The sequence below is a fragment of the Kribbella sp. NPDC050124 genome (assembly GCF_044460355.1).
In the GTDB taxonomy this organism is placed as follows: Bacteria; Actinomycetota; Actinomycetes; order Propionibacteriales; family Kribbellaceae; genus Kribbella.
In genome coordinates, this window is record NZ_JBITJU010000002.1 from 79,929 (window position 1) to 102,449 (window position 22,521).

Here is a 22,521-nt window from a genome sequence, read left to right on the forward strand (position 1 = left end):
CGCAAAACCCACCCAGATCGACTGGTTCCACTCCCCACTTCATCCACAGGCAGGAGGAAGGGGGGAGAAAGGCGGGGGTGGGAGGGGCATGTTGGGGGTGTGGAAGGGAATGAGAGCGGGGCGTGGTTCGGGGAGGTTCGGCGGCGGCAGATGGGGGCGTTCACCAGGGCGCAGGCGAATGCGGCCGGGGTGTCGGATCGGTCGCTGGCGGTGCGTTGCCGGAGTCGGCGGATCCAGCGGCTGCATCACGGTGTGTACGTCGATTTCTCCGGCCCGGTTCCGTGGGAGACGCGGGTCTGGGCTGCGTGGCTGGCGTACGGACCGGAGGCGGCGCTGGGTGGAGAGACGGCGTTGCGGCGCTACGGGCTGGACGGGAACTGGGGTGATGCGATCCGGCTGGAGGTACCGCACCACCGCAGGGTGCGTGGCCAGGCCGGCATCGTGCTGAACCGCTCTCGCGATTTCGACGCGCGGGTGGTTGGGTCGCGCGAGCCGCCGATGGTGCGGTTGGAGGTGGCGGTGCTGACTGTCGCGAGCCGTCGTACCAAGGCTGATGACGGGGCGGCGCTCGTACTCGATGCCTGTCGTCAGCGCCGTACGACGCCGCACCGACTACTGACCGAGCTGGACCGGCTGCCCCACCTGCCTCGCCGTCGCCTCCTGATCCAGGTCCTACGGGACGCCGTCGGCGGGGTCGAGTCCTTCCTCGAGCTGGCCTACGTACGCAAGGTCGAGCGAGCTCACGGACTCCCGGCCGGTGCCCGACAGGTCCGGTGCAGTGACGCGAACGGCATCGTGTACCGCGACATCGAGTACGTCGACTACGCCCTGATCGTCGAACTCGACGGCCGGGCCGGGCACGAGGACGCACGCTCCCGGTGGCGCGACATGACTCGAGACAACGCAGCGCTCATGTCGGCAAAGCCCACCCTCCGCTTCGGCTACCAACTGCTCCACGATCCATGCGCTGCAGCCACCCAGGTAGCCGCAGTCCTCCGCTCCCGCGGCTGGCCCGCCAACCCTTCCCCTTGTTCCCCCACCTGCCCCGTCCAGGCCAACCTGGGGAGCCTGATGCACCTGAACTGACTGGCCAAAGTCCCCAAGTGAACTACGACGGGATGAGGTTGACTACGGCTGCTACCACGTCTGGGCCGTGTACCAGGACGGCGTCGTTGTGGTTGGCGTCGGGGATTTCGATGACCTCGTGAAGTGTTGGTGCTGCCTCGGCTACGGCGCGGCTTTGGGTGGGTGGGACGACGGAGTCGGTGGTGCCGTAGATGACTGTGATCGGTGTTTTCAGGTGGGTCAGGTGCTTGGTGAGGGGGAACTTGTCTCGTAGGAGCAAGTTGATTGGTAGGAAGGGGTAGTGGTGCCGGCCGACTGAGGCGAGGTCGGTGAAGGGGGAGCGCAGGAGGAGGCCGGCGGGTGGGCGTTCGACGGCTAGCTCGGTGACGACGGCGGCGCCGAGGCTCTCGCCGAAGTACACAGTCCGCTCGAGTGGTACGCCGTACTCGGCCAGGTACTCCTGGGCCGCCCGGACATCCCGCGCCAGCCCGCGCTCGCTTGGACTGCCCGGGTTGCCGCCGTAGCCGCGGTAGTCGAACAGCAAGACTGTCAGCCCCTCGCCGGCTAACGCCTGCGCGAGCGGCATCCGTCCGGCCCGGTTGCCACCGTTGCCGTGGGCGACCAGTACGGCGAAGCCACGGTCGGCCCCACGCGGCGGCACCAGCCATGCACCCAGCCGCAGCCCGTCGCTCGTCTCCAGCACCACGTCCTTGGCGCCCACACTCGTAGGCACTGTCGTATCCGGCAGGTAGATCAGCTGCCGCTGGTAGCCCCAGAGCACGGCAAGCAGCAGAAGCACCACCGAGCCCACTACGAGCGCCATGCGCACCATGTAGATCAGTGTGCGGGCCGAGCCGGTCTCAAGAGCAAGGATCCGTCCTACGCTGAGCCAATGGCAGAGGGTCGGTTGCCGGCTGAGTTGACGAGTTTCGTGGGACGACGTCGGGAGCTGGCGGACACGAGGCGGTTGCTGGCCAGGAGCCGCCTGCTGACGCTGACCGGCGCCGGGGGAGTCGGCAAGACCCGTCTGGCCGTGCGGATGGCAGCAGAGGTACGGCGTACGTTCCCCGACGGAGTCTGGTTCGTCGAACTGGCCGCTCTGCGCGACCCCGCGCTCCTCAGCCTCACGCTGACCGGGGCACTGGAGCTCAGTCAGGTCTCGGCGGACCCAACCGCTGACCTGGCCGAGTACCTGGAGGACAAGCATCTGCTGCTCGTCCTGGACAACTGCGAGCAGGTCGCCGAGGCGTGCGCCGTACTGGTCAGCAAGCTGCTCGCCGCCGCGCCACAGCTGCGGATACTGGCGACCAGCCGCCACGTGCTGGGGGTGGAGGGCGAGCAGGTCCTGTCCGTGCCGCCGTTGTCAACGCCACCGCCCGAGGCTCCGACTCCGGACGCCGATCAGTACGAGTCGTTGGTTCTCTTCGCCGACCGGGTTCGCGCCGTTCTGCCCGACTTCGAGATCGACGACCGGAACCGGGCTCAGGTGATCGAGGTGTGCCGGCAGCTGGACGGCGTACCGCTGGCCTTGGAGCTCGCGGCCGTCTGGATGCGGACGCTGTCTCTCGCGCAGATCCTCGACCGCCTCGAGGACCGCTTCCGGCTGCTCGCCGGTGGTCGCCCAGCCGGACCGCCTCGTCAGCAGGCGCTCGAGGCTGCGGTGACCTGGAGCTACGACCTGTGCTCGCCGGCCGAGCGGCTGCTGTGGGAGCGGTTGTCGGTGTTCACCGGCTTCGACCTCGACGGCGCCGAGCAGGTCTGTGCGGGCGACGGCATCGCCCGGGACGAGGTGCTCGACCTGGTCGCCGGACTGGTGAACAAGTCGATCATCACCCGCACGATGGCCACCGGCCACGCGGTCGCCTGGTACGACATGCTCACCACGATCAGCCAGTACGGCGGAACGCGCCTGGCCGAGGCCGGACGCACCCGCGAGTTCCGGCTCCGGCACCGCGACCACCTCCGGACGCTGGCCGCAGGGTGGGCGGCGGAGAGCTTCGGGCCGCGGCAGGCCGACTGGTACATCCGGATGCGCCGCGAGCGCGACAACCTGCGGGTCGCCCTCGACTTCTGCCTGGCCGAACCGGGCGAAGCTCCGGTCGCGATCGAGATCGCGGCCCCGCTCTGGAACTTCTGGTTCGCCGGCTGCCTGCGTGAGGGGCATCGCTTCCTGACCCGGGCGCTCGAGGCCTCGCCGGAGCAGACGCCGCAGCGCGCTCTGGGCCTGTGGGCAGGCAGCTACTTGGCCATGTTCCTCGGCGAGACGGAGCAGACGAGCCGGCTGCTGGCCGAGTGCGCGGAGCTCGCCGAGCGGTACGACGACGACCTGCTCCGGGCCCGGATCGCCGAAGTGGCCGGCCACGCGCTGATCTATCAAGGCGACCTGGCCGGCGCGCTCGGCCACCTCGAGCAGGCACTCGCCGGATTCCGCGCGGTCGGGGACCTGCTCGGTGAGTTCGACGCGCTCATCCTGTTGTCGGCGGCAACGTTCTTCCTCGGTGATCCGCGGGTCGGCGGGTTCAGCCAGGCGGCGTACGAGTTGGCCGAGTCCCAGGGTGCGGACTCGTCGAAGGCGTACGCGCTGTGGAGTGTCGGCATCGTCCAGTGGCGCGACCACAACCGGAACGAGGAGGCGACCCGGTCGTTCCGGCAGGCGATCCGGCTGTGGCAGCCGCTGAACGACCGGACCGGGATCGGGTTCTGCGTCCAGGCACTGTCGTGGTGTGCCGGGACCGGCGCCCCCTCGCGGCAGGCTGCGCTGTTGATGGGCGCGTCCCGGGCGGTCTGGCGGTCCAGCGGAGCCCACGTCGACGAGACCACGCCGTACAGCCAGTTCGACGACCGGGCCGAGGAGCGGATCCGGGCTGTGATCGGGGACACGGCGTACGACGAGTCGTTCGCGGTGGGGGCGGCGTACTCGTTCGAGCAGGCAGTCGCGCTCGCCCTCGGGGAGGACACCGGCGCCGACCGGGCGGCCAAGCCGGGGCGGGCGGGGCGGCTCACGCGGCGTGAGCACGAGATCGCGGTGCTGGTCGGCGACGGGCTGAGCAACCGGGAGATCGCCGGCCGTCTGGTGATCTCCCAGCGCACCGCCGAGACCCACGTCGAGCACATCCTCAGCAAGCTCGGGTTCTCCTCCCGCACCCAGGTCGCCCGCTGGGTCGCCGAGCACCCGGAGCGGTAACGTTTCCACCCGCTTCCGGCGCCGCCCGGTGGGTTTTTGCTGATCTCTACGTAGCGAAATCCGTAGGTGTCCCGATGTCTGCGCAGGCCGGCCCCGGCATCCTGGGTGACAACGTTGTCCCTCCCCTGCGCCACCCGAGGTCCCGATGTCCGAGACAAGTCGCCCGCCGCTGAGTCCTGCCGACTGGTGGCGGACTGCCGTCATCTACCAGGTCTACGTGCGGAGCTTCGCCGACTCCGACGGTGACGGGATCGGCGACCTCGACGGCGTCCGGGGCCGGCTGCCGTACCTGCGCAGCCTCGGGGTCGACGGCCTCTGGCTGAACCCGTTCTACCCCTCACCCCAGCACGACCACGGGTACGACGTCGTCGACTACCGCGACGTCCACCGGGACTACGGGACGCTCGAGTCGTTCGACCGGCTGATCCAGGACGCGCACCGGCTCGACCTGAAGGTGATCGTCGACGTCGTACCGAACCACTGCTCGATCGAGCACCCCTGGTTCCAGGCCGCGCTGGAGGCCGGACCTGGGAGCCCGGAGCGGGCGCTTTTCCACTTCGCCGACGGCGAGGGGGACGAGCCGCCGAACAACTGGCGGTCGATCTTCGGCGGTTCCGCGTGGGAGCGGGTCGAGGACGGTCAGTGGTACCTGCACACGTTCGCCAAGGAGCAGCCGGACTTCAACTGGCGGCATCCGGACGTCGCGGCGGCCTTCGAGGAGGTACTGCGGTTCTGGCTCGACCGGGGCGTGGACGGGCTGCGGATCGACGTCGCGCACGGCCTGCACAAGGCTGAGGGGCTGCCGGACCACGAGGACGCCGACTGCGACGAGGTGACCGGCGACCCGGTCAACCCGCACGCCTGGAACCAGCCCGAGGTGCACGATGTGTGGCGCAGCTGGCGGGCGATTGCGGAGGAGTACACGCAGACCACCGGACGGGAGCGGGTCCTGGTCGGCGAGGTCGGCCTGCTCGACACCGAGCAGCTCGCCCGGTACCAGCGCCCGGACGAGCTGCACCAGACCTTCTTCTTCGAGTTCCTCCGCGCCGCGTGGGACGACCAGTCGCTGTACGACGTGATCGACCGCGGCCTCGAGACGATCGCCGGGTCCGGATCTTCCGTCGCCTGGGTGCTGAACAACCACGACATGCCGAGGTCCGTCACCCGGTATGCCGGCGGTGCACCAGGCGCCGGACCCGGCGATCTCGAGCTCGGCCTGGCGCGAGCCCGGGCGGCGGCGCTGCTCATGTTGGCGTTGCCGGGATCGGCGTACCTCTATCAAGGGGAGGAGCTCGGGCTGCCGGAGGTCACCGACCTGCCGGACCATGTGCTCACCGACCCGATGTTCCACCGGACCGGCGGAGTCCGCCGCGGCCGGGACGGTTGTCGGGTACCGCTACCGTGGAGAGCAGAGCACGACTCCTTCGGGTTCTCTCCGGACGGCGGCTCGGGTACGACGTGGCTGCCGCAGCCGGAGTGGTTCGCCGGACACGCGGCGGACCTGCTGCTGGGCGACGGCGACTCGATGCTGCACCTGTACCGCGAGGCACTGGCGTTGCGGCACCGGATCCCGGCGCTCGCGTCCGGCTCCGGCGTACTGCGCTGGCTGCCGGCCGAGCCCGGCGTACTGGCGTTCACCCGAGGCGACGGCTTCGCGTGCGCGGTCAACTGCACGTCCCGGCCGGTCGTCAACCCGGTCGAGGGCACCCTGCTGCTGGCCAGCGACCCCGAGACCGGCGAGAAGCTGCCCCCGAACAGTGCCGTCTGGACCCTCCTGCCAGACGGTGCCTAGGCCGGCGGACCTGGCGTCCTGAGGACCCCTGCTCGGCGCCAGGTCCGCCGCTCCACCTCCCGGGCCGGACACCCCTCGCGGGGTCCGGATAGCGGCCGCATCGGCGTGCCAGGCCTGCCCCTCACCGAACTTGTCGGTGCCGCCGATTAGGCTGCTGCGGTCACCCTCACTCACGCCCTGGGAGGTCTGCGCAGACATGGCGTCCAGCGACAGTTTCGTGCATCTACACGTGCACACCGAGTACTCCATGCTGGACGGCGCCGCGCGGATCGACGAGTTGTTCAAAACCGCCCAGGAGATGGGCATGCCGGCCATCGCCACCACCGACCACGGCTACGTGTTCGGTGCGTACGAGTTCTGGCGGACGGCGAAGAAGTACGACGTGAAGCCGATCATCGGCGTGGAGGCGTACCTGACGCCGCACACCCACCGCTCGGAGCGCAAGCGGGTCAAGTGGGGCGACGCGAACTCGGGCCGCGACGACGTCTCCGGCAGTGGCGCCTACACGCACATGACGCTGCTGGCGAAGAACACCTCCGGCATGCACAACCTGTTCAAGATGAGCTCGCTGGCCAGCCTCGAGGGCTACTACTTCAAGCCCCGGATGGACCGCGAGCTGCTGAACACCTACGGCCAGGGCCTGATCGCGACCACCGGCTGCCCGTCCGGCGAGGTGCAGACCCGGCTGCGGCTCGGGCAGTACAAGGAAGCCGTCGAGGCGGCCGCGGAGTTCCGCGACATCTTCGGCAAGGAGAACTTCTACTGCGAGCTGATGGACCACGGCCTCGGCATCGAGCGGGACATCCAGAAGGACCTGCTCAAGCTGGCCAAGGAGCTCGGCCTGCCGCTGGTCGCCACCAACGACCTGCACTACACCAAGCCCGAGGACTCCACCGCGCACGCCGCGCTGCTGTGCGTCCAGTCCGGCTCCACGCTGTCCGACCCGAACCGGTTCAAGTTCGACGCGAACGAGTTCTACGTCAAGACCGCGGCCGAGATGCGCGAGGTCTGGAAGGAGCTCCCGGAGGCGTGTGACAACACGCTGCTGATCGCCGAGCAGTGCGACGTCAGCTTCACCGAGGGCGAGGGCCGGTTCATGCCGCGCTTCCCCTGCCCGGACGGTCACAACGAGGAGTCCTGGTTCGTCGCCGAGGTCGAGACCGGCCTGCACAAGCGCTACCCTGGCGGCGTGCCGGACCACGTCCGCAAGCAGGCCGAGTACGAGATCGAGGTCATCACCTCGAAGGGGTACGCGGGCTACTTCCTGGTCGTCGCGGACTTCATCAACTGGGCCAAGGAGCACGGCATCCGGGTCGGTCCGGGCCGTGGCTCGGGTGCGGGCTCGATGTGCGCGTACTCGATGCGGATCACCGACCTGGACCCGCTCCAGCACGGCCTGATCTTCGAGCGGTTCCTGAACCCCGAGCGGATGTCGATGCCCGACTTCGACATCGACTTCGACGACCGCCGCCGCCCCGAGGTGATCCGCTACGTCACCGAGAAGTACGGCGACGACCGGGTCGCGATGATCGTCACCTACGGCACCATCAAGGCCAAGCAGGCGATCAAGGACGCCGGCCGGGTGCTGGACTACCCGTTCGCGATGGGCGACCGGATCACCAAGGCGATGCCGCCGTCGGTGATGGGCAAGGACATCCCGCTGTCCGGGATCTTCGACTCCACCCACAAGCGCTACTCCGAGGCCGGCGAGTTCCGGCAGCTGTACGAGTCCGACCAGGACGTCCGCAAGATCGTCGACACCGCCCGCGGCCTGGAGAACCTGAAGCGCCAGTGGGGTGTGCACGCGGCCGGCGTGATCATGTCCAGCGAGCCGCTGATCGAGCTGATCCCGATCATGCGCCGCGAGCAGGACGGCCAGGTCATCACCCAGTTCGACTACCCGAGCTGCGAGACGCTCGGCCTGGTCAAGATGGACTTCCTGGGCCTGCGCAACCTGACGATCATGGACGACGCGGTCAAGAACGTCGAGGCCAGCCGCGGGATCGCGCTGGACCTGGACGAGCTGGCCAAGACCCTGGACGACGGGCCGACCTTCGAGCTGCTCGGTCGCGGCGACACCCTGGGCGTGTTCCAGTTCGACGGCGGCCCGATGCGGGCGCTGCTGCGGCTGATGAAGCCGGACAACTTCGAGGACATCTCCGCGGTCGGCGCGCTCTACCGCCCCGGCCCGATGGGCGCGAACAGCCATACCAACTACGCACTCCGCAAGAACGGCCAGCAGGAGGTCAGCTACCTGCACCCCGAGCTGGCCGAGGCGCTGGAGCCGATCCTGGGGACGACGTACGGCCTGATCGTCTACCAGGAGCAGGTGATGGCGATCGCCCAGCAGCTCGCGGGCTACACGCTGGGCAAAGCGGATCTGCTCCGCCGCGCGATGGGCAAGAAGAAGCGCGAGGTGCTGGACGCGGAGTACGTCGGATTCTCCGAGGGGATGAAGGCGAACGGCTTCTCCGAGGCGTCGATCAAGGCGCTCTGGGACGTGCTGGTCCCGTTCTCCGACTACGCGTTCAACAAGGCGCACTCGGCGGCGTACGGGCTGGTCTCGTACTGGACGGCGTACCTGAAGGCCAACTACCCGGCGGAGTACATGGCCGCGGTCCTGACGTCGGTGAAGGACGACAAGGACAAGATGGCCATCTACCTGAACGAGTGCCGCCGGATGGGCATCAAGGTGCTGCCGCCGGACGTGAACGAGTCGGACTCGAACTTCACCCCGGTCGGCACCGACATCCGCTTCGGCCTGTCCGCGATCCGCAACGTCGGCGTCAACGTGGTGGCCGAGATCGTCGCGGCGCGGGAGGAGCAGGGCCGGTTCGCCGACTTCGTCGACTTCATCGACAAGGTGCCGCTGCCGGTCTGCAACAAGCGCGTGATCGAGTCGCTGGCCAAGGCCGGTTCGTTCGACTCGATGAGCCACGCCCGGCGCGCGGTCGTCGCGGTGCACGAGCAGGCGGTCGACGAGGCGATCGACCTGAAGCGGAACGAGGCGCACGGCCAGTTCGACCTGTTCTCGATGGGCGACGACGCCGACGAGGGCGAGGGCAACAGCCGGCTCACCGTCACCGTCCCCGAGATCGAGGAGTGGGACAAGGCGACCAAGCTCTCGCACGAGCGGGACATGCTGGGTCTCTACGTCTCCGACCACCCGCTGTTCGGTGTCGAGCACGTGCTCACCAACGGCAGCGACTGCACGATCGGCCAGTTGCTCGCCGACGAGGACCGGCCGGACGGCACCCGGGTGACGATCGGCGGCCTGGTCACGGCGGTCCAGCGGAAGGTGAACAAGCGCGGCGACATCTACGCGATCGTCACCATCGAGGACCTCGAAGGTTCGATCGAGGTGATGATGTTCTCCTCGGCGTACCAGCTGCACGCGCACCTGCTGAGCAACGACGCGATCATCTTGATGAAGGGCCGGCTGCGCCGTCGTGAGGACCGGGTCGAGCTGAGCGGTGACGAGGTCGTCGTCCCGGACCTGACCGAGGGGCCGAGCGGTCCGGTGGTGATCACGATGCCGGTGACCCGCTGCACCCAGCCGGTCGTCGACCAGCTCCGGGACATCCTGCAGGCGCACCCGGGGATGACCGAGGTGCAGTTGCGGCTGCAGGCCCGGCAGAAGACGACGGTGATGCGGATCGGCGACCGGTTCCGGGTGACCCCGACGTCGGCGCTGAGCGCGGACCTGAAGGCGCTGCTCGGCCCGTCCTGCCTGGCCGGTTGAGGACCTGATCGGGGCCGGGAGCAACCAGGTCGCTGGTTGTCTGTGCCGTCAGCTATAGTCGGCGCGATCTCGAGCTCTCGAGACGTTGCTGGAGGGGGAACTCCATATGAAATTGCAGCGCTTCGCGCCTGCACTCGCCGCCGTCGGCCTGCTGGCCGCGACGGTTGCTTCGGTCCCGGCCGCCGCCACCGGTTCGGCCGACCCGAAGCCGCACTTCTCGGAGAAGGTCACCAACCCGCAGCCGGTGCGGGCCTTGGCCCTGAGCGAGGCGTGCCAGATCTGGATGGGCGTGCCGACCGCCGCGGGCACCATGCAGGAGATCGACGCCACGGCCGGCAAGCCGCCGGCGGGCTTCTCCTGGGATCCGTTCCCGTACGTCGGCACCCGGGCCAACGCGACCTGGTACCTGGCGGCGAACGCCACCGGTACCCAGCTCTACTTCTACGGCCTGCTCCTGCAGGGCGACAACCTGTACCGGCACACGACGTACCTGCCGGATGAGGGCAACCCGGTGCCCACCTTCAAGAAGGTCGGTCCGGGCTGGTCGACCTTCAAGGCGATCTCCACGTCCAACTACAGCGTCACGCTGCCCCGGCACGCGTACCTGTACGGCCTGAACACCAACGGCAGCCTGTACCGGTACCAGATGATCGGCACCGGCTTCCGGTCGCTCGGCCCGCTGCCGGGCTTCCGGGGCTTCAAGGCGATGACCGTGATCAGCGAGACCGCGACGTACGACACGCTGCTGATGACGACCACCGCCGGTGCGCTCTACTCCGTCCGCATCCCGGTCGCCGCGGGCGCCAAGCCGGTGCTGAAGCTGATCCGCAGCTCCGGCTGGGCGGCGTACGAGTCGCTGGTCGTCGAGGGCTGCGGCACTCGCGGTGGCTCGCTCGTCGCCGGTGTGGACCACAACACCCAGTCCGGTTACCTGTACGCCATGAGCAAGGCGAACGGCGCCGCGACGGCGATCACGTCGTACGGCAAGATCCCGGGCGTCTTCAACGGCGTCAGCCACGTGTCGCTCACCTCGCACTACTCGCAGCTGGTCGGCGAGTAGTAGTAGCACCGAACGTCCCGCACACCCCCGGTTCGCCGAGGGTGTGCGGGACGTCCGTTTTCAGGGGTTCCTGGCTGGCCGATTGAGGATTGGTGGCTGACGTGCGGCACACTGTCGAGGTGACGCAACCCCAGTCTGCCCAGCCTTCGCCGTACCTGCCTCCGCCGACGGGGGCTCCGTTCGGTACGCCGCCGCCGCAGGAGCCGGCGATGCCGTGGGCGAAGGCGATCGCGGTGACCGTGATCGGGTTCCTGGTCGCCGGTGTGGTGGCCGGGTGGGCGTGGCAGCAGTTCTCGCCGCTGGCGCAGTACACGGTGGACGAGCAGGGTGGCGCGCTGGGGGAGGAGCAGATGACTCGGGTGTTCGGTCCGGACGGGACCTTCACCGCGATCGGGTTCATCGTCGCGCTGTCGCTCGGCGGTGCACTGTTCTGGTGGCTGCGGAACTACGGTCCGTGGTCGGTCGCGATCGTTGCGCTCGGTGCCGTGCTCGGCGCGGGCGTCGCGTGGGGCGTCGGCATGCTGCTCGGCCACGACCCGCTCCAGCCGCGGCTGGAGGCCGCGAAGCCGGGTGATCTGGTCGCAGCCCCGCTCGAGCTGCACACATGGACCCCTGCTGCGGCATGGTTGGTCGGTGCGGCGCTGGCGGCCGCGATCATCGCCGCCACGACCTGGCGTGCCGAGCCGACCGCAACACCGGTTGCAACCACATCGCAACCTGGCACGTCAGAGTCCTCGCCGCAGGTGCACTAGCCTGACTAGGCCCGGACGGGTGAGGCCGTCTGGGACCACGCGAGGGAGCTTATGTCCGAGAACTATCCGCCCAATCCGCAGTACCCGGGCGGTCCGCAGAACCCGAACCAGTACGGCCAGCCGGGCGCGCAGCGTCCGCCGATGAGTGCTCAGGGCAACCAGGGCCCGTACCCGCAGCAGGGTCAGCCGCAGCAGGGTCGGCCGCAGGGGCAGCCGCAGTACGGTCCGCCGCCTGGGCAGTCGCCGTACCAGCAGCCGGGGCAGCCCGGTCCGCAGGGTCAGCCTCAGCAGTACGGTCAGCCGCCGCGTGGGCCGCAGCAGCCGCAGTACCAGCAGGGTGGGCCGCAGTACGGGCAGCCTGGTGGGCAGGCGTCGTACGAGCAGATGCATGTCGGTGGGCAGCCGCCGCAGGGGACCGGGTACGGACCCGGTCAGCACCAGTGGCAGCCGGAGCCGAAGAAGCGCGGCAAGCTGATCCCGATCATCGCGGCGCTGGCCATGGTGCTGGTGGTCGCCGGCGGCGGCGTCTTCGCCTACGGCAAGCTGAACGGAGGCAAGCAGCCGGCCGCGGTGCTGCCGGGCACGGCGGTCGCCTACGCCCGCGTGGACCTCAACCCGTCGGCCGGCCAGAAGGTCGCCGCGATCCGGTACCTGCTGAAGTTCCCGTCGGTGAAGGAGAACCTCGGCCTGACCGGCGAGCAGGACGACCTGCGGCAGAAGCTGTTCGAGACCATCAAGAAGTACGCCGGTGACGACCTCGCCGACGTGGACTACGACAAGGACGTCAAGCCGTGGCTCGGCGAACGCGCCGGTCTGGCCGCGCTGCCGCCGGCCGGTGACAAGGACGACCCGGTCATCGTGGTCGCCGTCGAGGTGAAGAACGAGGACGAGGCCGCCAAGGGCCTGGACAAGCTGATGGCCAACGAGGACAAGAAGCCGGGCCGGGCGTTCAGCAACGGCTACGTGCTGCTCGCCGACGACCAGGCCACCGTGGACCAGGCCGTTGCCGCCAGCAAGGATAACCCGCTGGAGAAGAACGCCAAGTTCAGCGCCGACATGGACGCGCTCGGCGAGCAGGGCTTCGCCTCGGTCTGGGCCGACATGAAGGGCATCGCGGACATCTCCGGCAAGGTCGGGTCCGAGCAGCTGGCCGGGATCTCGGACGCCTCGATGGCGGCCGCGCTGCGGTTCGACTCGTCGTACGTCGAGCTGAAGGGCGTCGCCCACGGTGACCAGAGCGTCAAGGTCGACGGAGCCGACGCCGGTGAGCTGATCGGTCAGCTCCCCGACACCACGGCCGGCGCGATCGCGATCTCCGGTGGCGAGAACCTGGTCGACACGATGTGGAAGCAGGTCGAGAAGGCCTCGAACGGCAACGTCCAGCAGTTGGTCGACGCGTTCCAGGACGAGACCGGGCTGACCCTGCCGGGCGACCTGAAGAGCCTGCTGGGCAAGAACCTGGCGGTGGCGATCGACAAGGAGGCCGGCGACGGCCCGAAGATCGCGGCCCGGATGGAGACCGACCCGGCCAAGGCCGAGCCGGTGGTGGAGAAGCTCACCGACCTGCTGCGGCGCAAGGCGAACGGCAACATCCCGATCGAGACCGCCAAGGACGAGGGCTCGCTGGTGGTCGCCACCGACCAGTCGTACGCCGACCAGGTGCTGAAGGGCGGCAACCTGGGCGGGACCGACACCTTCAAGCAGGCCCTGCCCGACACCAAGGGCGCGGTGACGATCGGCTACATCGACTTCGAGGCAGCCGGCTCGCTGAGCCGGGAGTTCAGCTCCAACAAGGACCTGGCGGCGCTCCGCTCCGGCGGCTACGTCGTCCGCTCGACCGGTGACGGAAAGGCCGAGTTCAGCCTGCGAGTGGTCGCGAAGTAACCCGCTCGACGAAGCCCCGGACGGCCGCTGTGTAGCCGTCCGGGGCTTCTCTGTGGATCCAGTGGCCGGCGTCGATCGTGCACAACTCGGTGTCCGGGCGGCGGGCGGTCATCTCGGCCGCCAGCCGGTCACTCAGCAGGAAGCTCCCGGTTGCTCTGAGCAACAGAGTGGGCTGGTCGGAGGCCTGCCAGTCGCTCCACCAGTTCCCTGCGTTGGTCTGCTGGACTTCGAGCATCTCGCGGGGATCGAACAGGGTCTCCCAGCCGCCGTCACGTTCGACCACGCTCTCCAGGAAGTAGTCCGGTGCTGGGCTGTGCGCGAAGAAGGCTTCCGCCCTGCTTCGGCTTTCGAAGCGCGGCGGCCAAGCGGTCGTGTCCAGCACCGGCTGCTCGAGCTCGGTCTCGTCGGTGACCGCGCCGACGTCCTCGATGACCATCGCGCGGACCAGCTCCGGTCGCTGTGCGGCCAGCCGGTACGTCGTCACGCCGCCGAGTGAATGTCCGACGATCAGGGCGGGTGCGAGGTCGAGGGCTTCGATGAACTCGGCCAGGTCGGTGACGAAGTCGTACGGGCCGCCGTGGTCGGAGGCGCCGTGGCCGCGGAGGTCGGGGGCGATCACGCGATAGTCCGGTGCGAGGCGGCCGGCGATGCCGTTGAACGTCGTACCCCTGCCGAAGGTGCCGTGGACGGCCACGATCGGCAGACCCGATCCGCCGGAGTCCTCGTAGCCGAAGCGTCTGTTGTTCAGGGCAATCATTGGCATGCAGTTCAGGATCGCGGATGACGGGTCGGCCTGGGTACACCTGTCAGGGACAGGCTGGCTGCGACGACCACGGCGGCGAGGCCGGTGCTCAGCCGGAAGCCGATGCTCGTGCTGAGGAGGGCGCCGAAGATCGCGGGCGCGGCGCCGCTGCCGAACTGGCGGGATGCGTTCAGGAGACCGGCGCCCAGGCCGCTACGGTCGGGCGGCATGCCGTCGAGCATCATCGTGGTGACTGCGGGCGCCACGAGACCCGCACCGGCGCCGATCGGCAGCAGCCAGGCGATCACCTGCCAGAGTGTGGCTTCGGTGCCGGTGATTGCGAGGCCGGTCAGTCCGGCGATCATCAGCAGCAGGCCGAGGGGGAGGGGCCGGCGCAGGTGGCCGGCGAGGAGGTTCGCGGGGATGATCAGCAGGGTCATCGGGACGAAGACGAGCCCGGTGGTCCACGCCGACTGGCCGAGGTCCTGCTGAAGCATCAACGTGACGACGAAGATGGCGCCGTACGAGGCGAAGTTGAGGGCGAACCCGGTGGCCGAGCTCACGAGGACCGGTGGCGTGCGGAGTAGTCCGTCGAGACGGCGGCGTGGTTGCGGTGGGGTGCTGGGGAGCCGTGGGACGAGGGTGAGCAGGGCGACGGGCACGTTGAGCCAGAACGTGCCGGGCCAGCCGGCCAGGGTCGTGATCGCGCCGCCGAGCGGGGAGCCGAGGACCAACGCGATCGCGCCTGCGGCGGCCCAGCGGCCGACTGCCTTGGAGCGGTCCGCCGGATCGGGGTGTGCGGCGCTGAGCAGAGCGAGACCGGCGGGGAGGACGGCGGCGGCTGCGGCGCCTTGGATCGCCCGGGCGGCGAGCAGTACGGCGAGGTCGCCGGCGATCGCGCAGATCGCGGAGGTGGTCGCAAAGACGGTGATGCCGAGAGTGAACGCGCGGCGGGCGCCGATGCGGTCGGCCCACGCGCCGGCGGGGTGCAGGCAGACGGCGAACACGAGCGAGTAGCCGGTGAGCACCCAGGCGAGGGTGGGTCCGGCACCGAGGTCGCGGCCGATCGCGGGCAGAGCAGTTGTCACCATGGAGGCGTTGAGTGTGATGAGGAAGAAGGACAGCGCTGCGGCGAACACACCAACTACCGTGGGGCGCGGAACTGGTTGCCGGGTACACCTGTCAGGGACAGTCAGGAGGCGGAACAGATGACGCGCCACTCGAGGCAGCGGGAGCTCGGCGCCTTTCTTCGCGAACGCCGTGCCCGGCTGACTCCCGCAGCCGCCGGCCTCCTCGAAGGCCCAGCCCGGCGCACGCCCGGCCTCCGCCGCGAAGAGGTCGCCAACCTGGCCGGAGTCAGCGTCGGCTACTACACCCGCCTGGAACAAGGCCACGCCTCCCACCCCTCCGACAGCGTCCTCAACGCCCTCACCCGAACCCTCCAACTCACCCCAGACGAAGCCAGCCACCTCAACGCGCTGGTAACGAGCGGACGGCCGGAGATGGCGGTTGAGCAGGTTTCGCCGTCGGCACTGCGGATGATCGGGCTTCTTGCCTCGCCTTCGGCGGCTGTCGTCCTCGGGCGGACTGGGGATGTGCTTGCTTGGAATGGTGCTGCGGAGTACCTGTTTCCGGGGCGGTTCGGTGGTGAGTGGCCGAACAATGCTCGATATGTGTTTGGGGACCGGCGGGCTCGGGGGTTGTTTGTGGAGTGGGAGCTGGTTGCGGACGAGACGGTGGCTCAGCTGCGGTCGGCGGCGGGGCATCTGGTGGAGGATCCTGCGTACCGGGAGCTGGTCGACGAGTTGGTCGAGAGCAGCGCGGAGTTTGCGGAGCGGTGGTCCCGGCGGGAAGTGCGGCGGCACGTGTCGGGGGAGAAGCGGCTGAACCACCCGGAGCTCGGGCGGATCAGCGTGGACTACGAGGTGGTCGCCGTACTCGACACACCGGATCAGTACCTCGTCGTCTACGGACTCAAGAAATCTCAGCTCGGGGATGTCGAAATCTCCCGCGCAGTCTCTACCCCTTGGTGAGAGCACCAGTGAGAGCACCCACCACCAGGAGGTAGAGATGAACCACTTCACCGGCATCCGGACCATCGGTGTCCCCGTCGGCGACCAGGACCGCGCGCTCGCGTTCTACACCGGGACCCTCGGGTTCGAGGTGCTGATGGACGCCCCGCTGCCCGAGATCGGCGGCCGCTGGATCGTCGTCGCCCCGCCCGGCGCCCCGACCAACCTCGCCCTGACCCCGGCCACGTCCGACGAGCCCGTCGACACCGGCATCCGCCTGGTCACCGCCGACGCGTCCGCCGCCCACAAGCACCTGCAATCCGAAGGCGTCGACACCGACGAACTGATCGTCTGGCCCGACGTCCCGCCGATGTTCACCTTCCGGGACCCCGACGGCAACACGCTGTACGCCGTACAGGAGTGATCACCCGGGGAACGGCACCCCGGTGAGCGAGCCGCAGGCCTCGAGGAACGCGTCCTGGACCTCGGGGTCAGCGGCCGCCGGATGCGTCGCGTGCGGGCGCAGGTGGTAGTAGTACCCGCCGCTCGGCGTACTCGGCGCCGTGGCCAGCCACACCTGCGTCAGATGCGCCTGGTTGAGGTCGCCGGGCGCGCCGCGGCCGCCCATCCTCGTCGGCACCCAGCCTGGGTCGACGGCGTTCGACAGTACGTCGGGCCAGCGCCGGGCGACCGCGAACGCGAGGATCACGTCGTGGAGCTTCGAGTCCGAGTACGCCCGCGACCCACTCCACCGGCGCCGTACCCACTGCAGGTCGTCCAGTACGACGTCGCCACTCTCGTGCATCCCCGAGCTCAGATACACCAAGCGGTCGGGCCGCTCGATCAAAGCGGTCAGCAGGTACGGCGCCAGCGCGTTGACCGCGAACACGTGTTCCAGCCCGTCGACCGTCTCGATCCGCGGCTCCTGATACCCGACCGCCGCGTTGTGGACGACAACGTCGAACCGGCCGGAGTCGTTGGCCTGCCGAGCCACGTCGCGCGTCTCGTCGATACTCGACAGCTCTCCGATCAGCACTCCCGCCGCCTTGGGCAGCGCGGCCACGGCATCGTCGCCGCGCCCCGCGTTGCGCGCATGCAGCACCACCTCATGCGCCTGCTCGATCAACTCCCGGGCCACCAGCTGACCCAGCCCATCCGCGGATCCGGTCACCAGAACACGTGCCATAGCCCCACCCTCACACGAGCACGCGGCAGCAGTGAACTCGAAAGGTGCGACCATCGCCAGATGAGACGCTGGGGGATCGTTGCGGTGGTCGGGCTCGCGCTCGTCGGGTGTAATGCGGACAGCGGCGGGCCGGTCGCCTCGACCACCGAGGCGCCGCCGACGTGGCCGCAGCCTGCAACGGCGACGCTGGAGCCGGCGAAGGCCGAGACGCTCCAGGCCGTGCTGGCGAAGGTCGTCGCCCGGTACGCCGCCAATCCGGGAGACGAGTCCGCGTCGCGGGGTGTGAGCGCAGCCGTCGTCACGGACCGGTGGGTCTGGTCCGGCGCGGCCGGGGTCGATGCGGCGGGTACGGCGATCGGGCCGACCACGATCATGGGGGTCGCGAGCATCACGAAGACGTTCGTGGCCGCCGAGGTGATGCGCCTCGCCGGCCAGGGCAACGTCGACCTGGATGCGCCGATCTCGACGTACGTGAAGCACAAGCTGACCGCCAACAACGCAACCGTGCGACAACACTTGGCGATGTTGTCCGGCGTACCGAACTACCTGCCCGCCGACTACGGCCGGATGGACACTGCGATCAAGGCCGCGCCGGGCAAGTCCTGGACCGCCGAGCAGGCGCTGTCGTACCACTCCGCGCCGATCGGGCAGCCAGGCACCTACAACTACAGCAACCCCAGCTACGTCCTGCTCGGCATTCTGATCGAGAAGGTCGCCGGCAAGCCGCTGGCGAAGACGCTTCGCACCGACCTGGCGACTCCCGCCGAGTTGCCGCGGGCCGCGTTCCAGGACGGCGAGAGGCCGCAGTCACCGCTCGCCGCCGACGCGAATCCCGTGTGTGGCAAGGCGGACGACGGCTACCTGCCGTGCCGCGCGATCGCGAGCCTGTCCGCCGCGAACGGCGGGCTCGCGGCCGACGCACCGACGGTCGCCCGCTGGGGCTACCAGTTGTACGGCGGCCGCGTGATCCCGGCGAACCTGGTCAGCGAAATGACCAACGGCGACGGCGAGTACGGTCTCGGCACAATGCTGTTCACCCAGCGTTTCGGCATCGGTACGGCGGTCGGCCACCGCGGGGTCATGCCCGACTACACCAGCCTGCTGGTCGTCGTCCCGGACAAGAAGCTCGCCATCGCCCTTCTCCTTGCCGACGGCAACAGGCAGGTGGACACCGTGATGACCGACTTCACCGCAGCCCTGCAGCCCTTGCTCGGCTAGCGACGAACCCGGTAGCGCAGATGGGTGGCGGCCGGGGTGTCGATGACTCGGACGACGTCCAGCTCGATCCGGTTCGGTAGGACGTCGAACAGTCGGCGCCCCTGGCCGAACAGCACTGGAACCTGATCGATCTGCAACTCGTCCAGAACACCCGCCTCGAGCGCCCTCTGCGCCGTGTACGCGCCGTGGACCAGCACGTCCTTGTCGCCGGCAGCGGCCTTCGCCTGCGCCATCGCGATCGCGATGTCGGACTCGAACGTCACCGCCGGGTACTTCGCCGCCGCTGCCTGGTCGGGTGTGCGACTGAACACGAACAGCGGTGTGCCGTGGTGGTCGCCGCCGTAGTAGTCCACCTGTTCCGCGGTCCGCCGCCCGACCAGGACGGCGCCGGTCGCGTTCAACTCGTCCACGATCTCCCCGGCGGGCCCATCCGGTCGGCCGAACTCGCCGTCCGGTCCTTCGTACCACTTGTGCAGCCGCATGAAGTCGTCGCCGCCCGGGTTGCCCGGGACGTCGTTCGGGCCCGCGATGAAACCGTCCAGGGACATCGACATCAACAACACCGATGAGGACATGAGTCTGCTCCTTCAGTCCGGCGGCGCGGCCGGTCCGCGCCCCATACCCTCCCGTCGAAGAGGCTCGAGCGGATTCGACATCGTCGGATCAGTCTTGTTCGGCGAGGGCTGCCAGCACGCCGTCGCCGTACTTGGCCAGCTTGTTCTCGCCGATGCCGCTGATGCTCCCGAGCTCGGTCAGGCTGCTCGGCAGGTCGGTCGCGATCTGGCGCAGGGTCGCATCGTGGAAGATGACGTACGCCGGGACGCCCTGCTCCTTGGCCACACCGGCACGCCAGCCACGCAGCCGCTCGAAGATCGGCGCGGCTTCGGCGGGAAGGTCCGCGGCGGCCTTTTTCGCACTGGACGACCTGGACGAGCGGGCCGCGCGCTCCGGCTCACGGCGCATCATCACCTCGCGCCGGCGGCCGAGCACCTCGCCGCTCTCCTCGGTGAGCACGAGCGTGCCGTAGTCGCCCTCGACTGCGAGCAACCGCTGCGCGAGCAGCTGCCGGACCACTCCGCGCCACTCGGGGTCCTTCAGCTCGGTGCCGATCCCGTAGACGGTCAGCTGGTCGTGCCGGAACTGCTTGACCTTCTCCGTCTCCTTGCCGAGCAGGATGTCGATCAGCTGACCGGCGCCGAACTTCTGACCGCGTTCGTGCTGCAGCCGGTAGACCGTCGACAGCAGCTTCTGCGCCGCGATCGTGCCGTCCCACGACTCGGGTGGGGTCATGCAGGTGTCGCAGTTCCCACAGGCGTCGCCTTGCTGGCCGAAGTACGCCAGGAGTTGCGAGCGGCGGCACTGCACAGTCTCGCACAGCGCCAGCATCGCGTCGAGATGACTGCTCAGCCGGCGGCGATGCGCGAGATCACCCTCGGAGGTGTCGATCATCTTCCGCTGCTGTACGACGTCCTGCAGCCCGTACGCCAGCCACGCCGTCGACGGCAGTCCGTCCCGCCCCGCGCGACCGGTCTCCTGGTAGTAGCCCTCGACCGACTTCGGCAGGTCGAGATGCGCCACGAAACGCACGTCCGGCTTGTCGATGCCCATGCCGAACGCGATCGTCGCGACCACGACCAGACCGTCCTCGCGGAGGAACCTGGCCTGGTTCGCCGCGCGGGTCCGGCTGTCCAGACCGGCGTGGTACGGCAGGGCCTCGATGCCGTTCTTGGTCAGGAACTCCGCCGTCTTCTCGACGCTGTTGCGGGACAGGCAGTAGACGATTCCGGCGTCGCCGGCGTGCTCGGTCCGCAGCAGGTCGAGCAACTGCCGCTGCGGGCTGTCCTTCGGGACGATCCGGTACTGGATGTTGGGCCGGTCGAAGCTCGCGACGAAGTGCTTGGCGTCGGACAGCTTCAACCGGGTCGCGATCTCCCGGTGCGTCGCCTCGGTCGCCGTCGCGGTCAATGCGATCCGCGGTACGTCGGGCCAGCGCTCGTGCAACTCCGACAGCATCAGGTAGTCCGGCCGGAAGTCGTGCCCCCACTGGGACACGCAGTGTGCCTCGTCGATCGCGAACAGCGCGATCTTGCCTTGGTCCAGCAACCGCACGGTCGCCTCGACCCGGAGCCGCTCGGGCGCCAGGTAGAGCAGATCCAGCTCACCGGCCAGGAACGCCTGCTCGACCTCACGCCGCTGCTCGAAGTCCTGCGTGGAGTTGAGGAACCCCGCCCGCACCCCGAGCGCGGTCAGCGCGTCCACCTGGTCCTGCATCAGCGCGATCAGTGGCGAGATCACCACACCTACGCCGGATCTGACCAGAGCGGGAATCTGGTAGCACAACGACTTCCCGCCGCCGGTCGGCATCAGCACCAACGCGTCGCCGCCCGCGATCACGGTGTCGATGATGCCGGCCTGCTGACCGCGGAAGGCGTCGTACCCGAACACCCGGCGGAGCACCTCGAGTGCTTCGCCGGCGGATTCGTCCAGGACTGCGGCTGTCTCGGTCACCCGGCGATTCTAGTGACTCCGGGACGGCCGATCCCGGACCTCGTGGGCGGGTTGTGGATAACCCCTACTCGGTGAGCTCGCCGGGGTACGTGCCGACACTCCACAGGTTGCCCTCGTGGTCCTTCACGGTGAAGCCGCGGGACCCATAGTCCTCGTCCCGCAGTCCCCGTACGACGACCGCGCCGGCGGCGATCGCCTTGGCCAGCAACGGATCCGGGTCACCGTCGACGACCAGGTAGACCGACTGCGGGTGGTCGGCCAACCAGGAGAAGTCGTCCGGTACGTGCGAACGGCCGACCGAGCTGACCATCACGCCACCACCAGTCGGCCAGGCCAGCTCGGAGTGCGCGATCGATCCTTCGGCGTCCCCGGCGTACAGGCAGACCTGGGTGAAGCCGAGTCCTTCGGTGAGGAACTTCAGGGCCGCGTGGCCGTCGTGGTACACCAGGGTCGGCCAGACGCCGACGACGATCTTGTTCTCGGTTGAAGTGCTCATACCTCCGACTCTGCCGCCGCGCCGGGCGGTGCGTCTTGAATGTTTGGGAGCAACTCCTCGGCGACCCATTGCCGCGGCGAGCAACCGGCGATCGTGTTCCACTCCCGGGTCAGGTGCGCCTGGTCGGCGTACCCGAGCTCGGCCGACAGGTCGGCCAGCTTGGCCTTTGGGTCGCGCCGGAGCCGCCCGACCGCCTGCTCGAACCGCATCACCCGGGCAGCCACCTTCGGAGCCAGCCCGAACTCCGTGGTGAAGCGCTCGGTCAGGTACCGCCGGCTCCACCCGACCTCGGCCGCCAGATCCTGTACGCCGATGCCGCCGGCGGTCTCGCGGAGCCGGCGCCACGCCCAGCCCACCTCGGCACGCGTCTCCCCGGCGGGCGGCTCGGCCCATTGCTCGAGCAGCATCGTTTCCAGCACGTCGAAGCGGTCGACCCAGGTCGGCGCCGCGCGCAGGCGATCGGTGAGCACCCGAGCCGGTGCGCCGATGACCTCATCGAGGCCGACGACGATCGACGCGAGCTCGCCCGGCGGCAGGCCGAACAGCGCGCGCGAGGCAGCCGGCGTGAGGCCGAGCTGGATACCGGACCGGTTGGGTGTCTCGCCGATGTGGACGGCGGTCGAGTGCAGGCCACCGATCAGGGTGTCGTACTTCTCGACGGGCGAGTCCGGCCAGGCGACCCCGAGCGGATCGTCCAGCGTGATGACGAGCGTGAGGTACTGCGAGGGCAGGCCGCGATGCAGTGCCGGTGGGTCACCGACGTACGCATAGCCGCTGATGTCCGCGACGTACGGGCGCAGGGCAGGGTGCACCCGCCGCGAGTGCAGCTCGTAGCCCGTCATGGTTCTCAGGCTAGGACGGCCCGTGGACAGTTTCGAGG

The 22,521-nt window shown here is 69.1% G+C and carries 18 protein-coding genes; 10 read left to right on the forward strand and 8 right to left on the reverse strand.

The features are described from left to right. Positions 1–99 precede the first annotated feature (99 nt). Positions 100–1,086: a type IV toxin-antitoxin system AbiEi family antitoxin domain-containing protein gene (locus ACIBL3_RS07305; protein WP_396352390.1), complete on the forward strand. Its 987-nt coding sequence runs from the start codon at positions 100–102 to the stop codon at positions 1,084–1,086. A 22-nt stretch (positions 1,087–1,108) separates the two neighbouring features. On the opposite strand, the gene ACIBL3_RS07310 is transcribed toward ACIBL3_RS07305, so the two are convergent. Beyond that, the gene (locus tag ACIBL3_RS07310) at positions 1,109–1,888 is read right to left on the reverse strand and encodes an alpha/beta hydrolase (RefSeq protein ID WP_396352391.1); all 780 of its coding nucleotides are present in this window, start codon (positions 1,886–1,888) and stop codon (positions 1,109–1,111) included. Between the two features lie 69 nt (positions 1,889–1,957). Between ACIBL3_RS07310 and ACIBL3_RS07315 the strand changes: the two genes are divergently transcribed. The 6 genes from ACIBL3_RS07315 (at position 1,958) to ACIBL3_RS07340 (ending at position 13,479) form a co-directional block, all read left to right on the forward strand. Continuing rightward, complete coding sequence (locus ACIBL3_RS07315) at positions 1,958–4,249, forward strand: ATP-binding protein (RefSeq protein ID WP_396352392.1); 2,292 nt, start codon at positions 1,958–1,960, stop codon at positions 4,247–4,249. A 145-nt stretch (positions 4,250–4,394) separates the two neighbouring features. Continuing rightward, positions 4,395–6,041, forward strand: a complete 1,647-nt coding sequence (locus ACIBL3_RS07320; RefSeq protein WP_396352393.1) for a glycoside hydrolase family 13 protein — start codon at positions 4,395–4,397, stop codon at positions 6,039–6,041. Positions 6,042–6,237: 196 nt separating this feature from the next. Then, entirely contained in the window at positions 6,238–9,783 is a 3,546-nt protein-coding gene (gene dnaE, locus ACIBL3_RS07325) for a DNA polymerase III subunit alpha (protein ID WP_396352394.1), read from the forward strand. A 106-nt stretch (positions 9,784–9,889) separates the two neighbouring features. Continuing rightward, positions 9,890–10,843 carry a hypothetical protein gene (locus ACIBL3_RS07330; RefSeq protein ID WP_396352395.1) on the forward strand — a complete coding sequence of 318 codons (954 nt, stop codon included), beginning with the start codon at positions 9,890–9,892 and terminating at the stop codon, positions 10,841–10,843. A gap of 119 nt (positions 10,844–10,962) precedes the next feature. Next, entirely contained in the window at positions 10,963–11,595 is a 633-nt protein-coding gene (locus ACIBL3_RS07335; protein WP_396352396.1) for a hypothetical protein, read from the forward strand. 51 nt (positions 11,596–11,646) lie between these two features. Beyond that, on the forward strand, positions 11,647–13,479 hold the full coding sequence (locus tag ACIBL3_RS07340) for a DUF3352 domain-containing protein (protein WP_396352397.1): 1,833 nt from the start codon (positions 11,647–11,649) through the stop codon (positions 13,477–13,479). On the opposite strand, the gene ACIBL3_RS07345 is transcribed toward ACIBL3_RS07340, so the two are convergent. Continuing rightward, on the reverse strand, positions 13,454–14,242 hold the full coding sequence (locus ACIBL3_RS07345; protein WP_396352398.1) for an alpha/beta fold hydrolase: 789 nt from the start codon (positions 14,240–14,242) through the stop codon (positions 13,454–13,456). The genes ACIBL3_RS07340 and ACIBL3_RS07345 overlap by 26 nt on opposite strands. 5 nt (positions 14,243–14,247) lie before the next feature. Then, entirely contained in the window at positions 14,248–15,360 is a 1,113-nt protein-coding gene (locus ACIBL3_RS07350) for an MFS transporter (RefSeq protein WP_396352399.1), read from the reverse strand. Positions 15,361–15,429: 69 nt separating this feature from the next. Between ACIBL3_RS07350 and ACIBL3_RS07355 the strand changes: the two genes are divergently transcribed. Both ACIBL3_RS07355 and ACIBL3_RS07360 read left to right on the forward strand, forming a co-directional pair. Beyond that, a complete protein-coding gene (locus ACIBL3_RS07355; RefSeq protein WP_396352400.1) occupies positions 15,430–16,254 on the forward strand; it encodes a helix-turn-helix domain-containing protein in 825 nt (274 codons plus the stop codon). Between the two features lie 37 nt (positions 16,255–16,291). Beyond that, entirely contained in the window at positions 16,292–16,657 is a 366-nt protein-coding gene (locus tag ACIBL3_RS07360; RefSeq protein WP_396352401.1) for a VOC family protein, read from the forward strand. On the opposite strand, the gene ACIBL3_RS07365 is transcribed toward ACIBL3_RS07360, so the two are convergent. Continuing rightward, a complete protein-coding gene (locus ACIBL3_RS07365; RefSeq protein WP_396352402.1) occupies positions 16,658–17,419 on the reverse strand; it encodes an SDR family NAD(P)-dependent oxidoreductase in 762 nt (253 codons plus the stop codon). Positions 17,420–17,479: 60 nt separating this feature from the next. On the opposite strand from ACIBL3_RS07365, the gene ACIBL3_RS07370 reads away from it, so the two are divergent. Next, positions 17,480–18,637 (forward strand): serine hydrolase domain-containing protein, encoded by a 1,158-nt coding sequence (locus ACIBL3_RS07370; protein ID WP_396352403.1) that lies wholly within the window; start codon positions 17,480–17,482, stop codon positions 18,635–18,637. On the opposite strand, the gene ACIBL3_RS07375 is transcribed toward ACIBL3_RS07370, so the two are convergent. From ACIBL3_RS07375 to ACIBL3_RS07390, 4 genes are all read right to left on the reverse strand, one after another. Beyond that, positions 18,634–19,212 (reverse strand): dihydrofolate reductase family protein, encoded by a 579-nt coding sequence (locus tag ACIBL3_RS07375; RefSeq protein WP_396352404.1) that lies wholly within the window; start codon positions 19,210–19,212, stop codon positions 18,634–18,636. The genes ACIBL3_RS07370 and ACIBL3_RS07375 overlap by 4 nt on opposite strands. A gap of 88 nt (positions 19,213–19,300) precedes the next feature. Continuing rightward, on the reverse strand, positions 19,301–21,145 hold the full coding sequence (gene recQ, locus ACIBL3_RS07380) for a DNA helicase RecQ (RefSeq protein ID WP_396352405.1): 1,845 nt from the start codon (positions 21,143–21,145) through the stop codon (positions 19,301–19,303). 64 nt (positions 21,146–21,209) lie between these two features. After that, positions 21,210–21,641 (reverse strand): VOC family protein, encoded by a 432-nt coding sequence (locus tag ACIBL3_RS07385; RefSeq protein ID WP_396352406.1) that lies wholly within the window; start codon positions 21,639–21,641, stop codon positions 21,210–21,212. Further along, a complete protein-coding gene (locus ACIBL3_RS07390) occupies positions 21,638–22,483 on the reverse strand; it encodes a helix-turn-helix domain-containing protein (protein WP_396352407.1) in 846 nt (281 codons plus the stop codon). The genes ACIBL3_RS07385 and ACIBL3_RS07390 overlap by 4 nt, the downstream gene beginning before the upstream one ends. Positions 22,484–22,521: the final 38 nt, after the last annotated feature.